The following is a 4,822-nucleotide window of genomic DNA, read 5'->3' on the forward strand; positions in this document are numbered from 1 at the left end:
AGAATAGCTCAGTTGGTAGAGCACGACCTTGCCAAGGTCGGGGTCGCGAGTTCGAGTCTCGTTTCTCGCTCAGATCAGTTTTTCTTTTCTGATTTATATAAAAAAAAGAAATTGCGAGAATAGCTCAGTTGGTAGAGCACGACCTTGCCAAGGTCGGGGTCGCGAGTTCGAGTCTCGTTTCTCGCTCAGAAAATTCATTTAAGAATTATACGAGCAAAAATAATAAGGATTGTTTCTTCGGAAGCGATCCTTTTTTTATGCCTGGATTTTAAAGGCAAATATGAGCTTTAAGCAAAAAAAAAGCGACACCTGTAGGTGTCGCTTTTACTAATATCAACAGTGTGCTTATTGCTTGAAAATATCAGCAAATTTTAAGTTGCTATACTTACCTTCTTTCAATTTCTTAGCTACATCTTTAAAAGCATTTACAGTGTACTCAACATCTTCAAGAGTGTGAGTAGCTGTAGGGATCAAACGAAGTAATAGCTGTCCCTTAGGGATTACAGGATATACAACGATAGAACAGAATATATTGTAATTTTCTCTTAGATCCATTGTTACTTGAGTTCCTTCAGCTACACTACCTGAAAGGTATACAGGAGTTACGGGAGATTCTGTACATCCAATCTCTAGTCCAGCTTCGGTTAAACCTTTTTGTAGAGCATTTGAAATAGTCCAAAGCTGCTCACGCAATTCAGGTTTGGTTCTAAGCAGTTCTAGTCTTTTGATTGATCCTTCTACAATTGGCATTGGAAGTGATTTTGCAAAAATCTGAGAACGCATATTGTAACGTAAGAAGCCACAAACATCTTCGTCACAAGCAACGAATGCACCAATACCAGCCATCGCTTTAGCGAAAGTGCCGAAAAGAACATCAATTCCATCTATAACACCAAAATGCTCCGGAGCACCAGCACCGGTGGCTCCCATAACACCAAATCCATGAGCATCATCAACTAATAGGCGGAAGTCGAATTCTTGCTTCATAGCAACAATTTCGTCCAATTTGCCAAGATCACCAGCCATTCCGAAGACACCTTCGGTAATGACTAAGATACCACCACCAGTTTTCTCAGCCCACTTTGTAGCGCGCTCAAGTTGCTTGTGAAGGTTTTCCATATCGTTATGAGGGTAAACAAAACGTTTCCCTTGGTGAAGTCTCAAGCCATCCATGATACAGGCATGTGATTCTGAGTCATAAACGATAACATCATGACGATTAACTAAAGCGTCGATAATAGAAACCATACCCTGGTAACCAAAGTTCAAAAGGAAAGCATCTGGCTTACCAACGAAATCAGCTAGTTGTGCTTCTAATTCTTCGTGGCGACTAGTTTGTCCAGACATCATACGAGCACCCATTGGATATGCAAGACCCCATTTTTCAGCCGATTCAGCATCAGCTTTTCTTACTTCTGGGTGATTGGCAAGTCCAATGTAGTTATTCAAACTCCATGTTAGAACTTCTTTACCTCTAAATATCATTCTAGAGTTAATTTCGCCTTCTAGTTTAGGGAATGCAAAGTAGCCGTGAGCTTGCTTTGCGTATTGTCCAAGATTCCCTTTTTGGTTGTTAACTTTGTCAAAAATATCCACGATATATGTTTTTTTGAGTTTTCAAATATTCTGAATGGGTTATGGAATTCAGAATCGATAAATTTATCGAAATGGATTCATAACTGTGCAAAAGTAACATTTTATAAAAAAATATCAAGAGATAGACGCAGTAGATTTTGCTCACTATTTAATAATAAATGATATGAAGCTGAGAACACTATGTTTATAGTCTTTTTTACTTATTGTGTTACAGACTAAGTATTGGTTTTATACATTGAAAAAAGATTGTGTACATCTATCTACTTGATAGCCTTGTTAAAAAAATATAATTGCAACAATATGATAGTGTGAAATGTTCAAAATTGGCGGAAAATTATATCTTTGCATGATACAAAATAGTAGAGTCCATAAACCTATGAAAAAAATCCTTTTGTTGATTGTGCTTCTTTCTACGCTTTTAGCTGGATGTAGCGAATATCAAAAACTTCTAAAGAGTAATGATACTACTCTGAAATACAAGAAAGCCATTATATATTATAATGAAGAACAATATGTAAAAGCAGCTACGCTTTTCGAAGAATTGATACCTGTATTTAGAGGTACAAGTAAAGCGGAAACCGTGAGTTACTATATGGCTTACTGTAACTATGGAATGAGTGACTTTATTACTGGAGGATACTATTTCCGTAATTTTATTAAGAGTTTCCCAGATAGCCCATATGCTGAAGAGTGTTTGTATATGAGTGCTTATTGTTATTATAAAGAATCGCCCAAACCTCGATTGGATCAAACTTCAACAAAAGATGCTATCGATGCGCTGCAATTGTATATTAATCGTTATCCAAACTCAACTCGAATTGAGGAGGGGAATAAGTTGATTGATGAATTGCAAGACAAATTGGTTTATAAATCATACTTAAGTGCTCGTAATTATTTTGATAGAGGGCATTTCCCATCAGCAATCATTGCATTACAAAATGCAATTAGGGATTATCCTGGTTCTTCTTATCGAGAGGAACTCATGTTTATGCTTTTAGAATCTCGCTTTGAATATGCTGTTTTATCGGTTGATGAAAAGCAAAATGAGCGTTTCAATTTGGCTAAAGAAGAATATTTTGCTTTTGTCGATGAGTTTCCAAAAAGTAAGTTTCAGAAGGATACTGAGCATATGATCAAGGAGATTGAAGCGTATTTTGGTAAAGATAAATCTGCAAAAGAAGATAATTAGTTATAAATTAGAGGAAAACTCTTAAAAATTTGTATTTTTGCGAGCTGAACTAAAAATAAACCAATAGATAATAATTCTTTGACAGTATGGATTACAAAAAAACGAATGCAGCAGGTTCAACTATTACACGTAACGTTACAGAGTTGAGCAGGGAAGTAGGAAATGCTTACGAATCTGTGGTGATTATGGCAAAGCGTTCTAACCAGATTGCTGTAGAGCTTAAAACAGAACTGAATAAGAAACTTCAAGAATTCGCATCTTTTACTGATAATTTAGAGGAAGTTTTCGAAAATCGCGAGCAGATCGAGATTTCGAAGTATTATGAGCGTTTACCAAAACCGACTTTAATTGCGATTGAAGAATTCATTAATGGTGACATTTATTACAGAAATCCTGCTAAAGAAAATAATACAATTAAGTAAAATTTTGCTTTAATATTTAAGTTCCCTCGAAACAGGGAACTTTTTTAGTTTTATGGCTTATGTTAAAAGATAAGAAGATTATACTTGGAATTACAGCAAGTATCGCTGCATATAAGGCCGCAACTTTGGTGCGATTACTTGTAAAAGAAGGCGCTGAAGTAAAAGTGTTAATGACACCATATGCCAAGGAGTTTATTTCTCCGGTAACAATGGCTACGCTTTCAAAAAACACAGTATTAAGTGACTTTTTTAAGCACGATGATGGTGCATGGAATAGCCATGTTGATTTGGGTTTGTGGGCGGATGTTCTCTTAGTTGCACCGACTACAGCCAATACGATGGCTAAAATGGCTCATGGTATTTGTGATAACCTTTTGTTGACAACCTATTTGTCGGCAAAATGCCCTGTTGTTCATTCCCCAGCTATGGACTTGGATATGTTTAAACATCCTGCTACACTTCGTAATATGGATATCCTGAAATCATATGGTGATATCTTTATTGAGCCTTCAAGCGGTGAGCTTGCTAGTGGTCTATACGGTAAAGGTCGTATGGAAGATCCCGAAATAATTGTTGAGAAGCTTAAGGAGTTCTTTGCTTCAAAAAAAAAAGACTAATTGACAAAAAGGTCATGATAACAACAGGGCCGACTTACGAAAAGATTGACCCTGTTCGTTTTATTGGTAATTTCTCCTCAGGTAAAATGGGTTTTTCAATTGCAGAAAAGCTAGCAGAGGAAGGTGCTCAAGTTATCCTCATCTCTGGGCCTTCTGCATGCCAAACTAATCATCCCAACATACATAGAATTGATGTTGTCTCAGCACAGGAAATGTATGATGCTTCTTTTGAATATTTCCCACATTGTGATGGAGCTATAATGACAGCCGCCGTTGCTGATTTTACACCTCTTAATCCTGTTGATGCTAAAGTAAAGCGTGAAAAGGAAAACTACACTATAGAGTTAACACCAACACAAGATATTGCGGCATCTCTAGGAAAGATTAAATCTGAAAAACAATTTTTAGTAGGGTTTGCACTTGAAACCAATAATGAGGAGCTAAATGCACAAATAAAGCTTGAAAAAAAGAATCTGGATTTAATTGTGTTAAACTCTTTAAATGATTCAGGTGCTGGTTTTCAGCATGACACTAATAAAATCACAATTTTTTCTCGTAGAGGTGAGGTGAAAAAGTTCGAATTGAAACTAAAGTCACAGGTCGCTAAAGATATTGTTGATGAGTTAATTCGGAATCAGAACTACTAGAACTCATTTGATGTGTTATATCTAAACAATAATTGAATATTTCTTTAGTTAGGTTTATAACACTTGACTGCTCATTTGTTTTAATTAACTTTAGTCTAAATTTTTGAAAAATTCGGATATGCGTAAACTATTTTTTCTACTTCTCGTTATACTCTCTGTTTCAAATGTGAAATCACAAGAATTACGATGTAATATACAGGTTGTGAGTCAACAAATTCAGGGGACTAATAAACAGGTTTTTAGGACTATGCAGACGGCAGTGTATGAGTTTGTTAACAATAGGAGTTGGACAGATCATATTTACGATCAGGATGAGAAAATAGAATGCAATATTCTAATTAATCTTACAGA

At 35.9% G+C, this 4,822-nt stretch carries 6 protein-coding genes and 1 tRNA gene; 6 read left to right on the forward strand and 1 reads right to left on the reverse strand.

The genetic code is table 11. From position 1 onward, the window contains the following. Positions 1–113: 113 nt before the first annotated feature. Positions 114–186, forward strand: a tRNA-Gly gene (locus ABY905_RS14185). 159 nt (positions 187–345) lie between these two features. Here ABY905_RS14185 and ABY905_RS14190 read toward each other — a convergent pair. Continuing rightward, complete coding sequence (locus ABY905_RS14190; protein WP_372645003.1) at positions 346–1,596, reverse strand: aminotransferase class I/II-fold pyridoxal phosphate-dependent enzyme; 1,251 nt, start codon at positions 1,594–1,596, stop codon at positions 346–348. Between the two features lie 376 nt (positions 1,597–1,972). On the opposite strand from ABY905_RS14190, the gene ABY905_RS14195 reads away from it, so the two are divergent. From ABY905_RS14195 to ABY905_RS14215, 5 genes are all read left to right on the forward strand, one after another. Then, positions 1,973–2,785 (forward strand): outer membrane protein assembly factor BamD, encoded by an 813-nt coding sequence (locus tag ABY905_RS14195; RefSeq protein WP_372645005.1) that lies wholly within the window; start codon positions 1,973–1,975, stop codon positions 2,783–2,785. Positions 2,786–2,871: 86 nt separating this feature from the next. Continuing rightward, positions 2,872–3,207, forward strand: a complete 336-nt coding sequence (locus ABY905_RS14200; protein WP_372645007.1) for a DNA-directed RNA polymerase subunit omega — start codon at positions 2,872–2,874, stop codon at positions 3,205–3,207. 59 nt (positions 3,208–3,266) lie between these two features. Continuing rightward, the gene (locus ABY905_RS14205) at positions 3,267–3,824 is read left to right on the forward strand and encodes a flavoprotein (protein ID WP_372645009.1); all 558 of its coding nucleotides are present in this window, start codon (positions 3,267–3,269) and stop codon (positions 3,822–3,824) included. A gap of 14 nt (positions 3,825–3,838) precedes the next feature. Next, the gene (locus tag ABY905_RS14210) at positions 3,839–4,471 is read left to right on the forward strand and encodes a phosphopantothenoylcysteine decarboxylase (RefSeq protein ID WP_372645011.1); all 633 of its coding nucleotides are present in this window, start codon (positions 3,839–3,841) and stop codon (positions 4,469–4,471) included. A 118-nt stretch (positions 4,472–4,589) separates the two neighbouring features. Beyond that, positions 4,590–4,822 (forward strand): DUF4835 family protein (locus ABY905_RS14215; RefSeq protein ID WP_372645013.1); only part of this gene is annotated, 233 nt, incomplete at its 3' end.

The sequence above is a fragment of the Ancylomarina sp. genome, assembly GCF_041555295.1.
GTDB lineage: Bacteria > Bacteroidota > Bacteroidia > Bacteroidales > Marinifilaceae > Ancylomarina.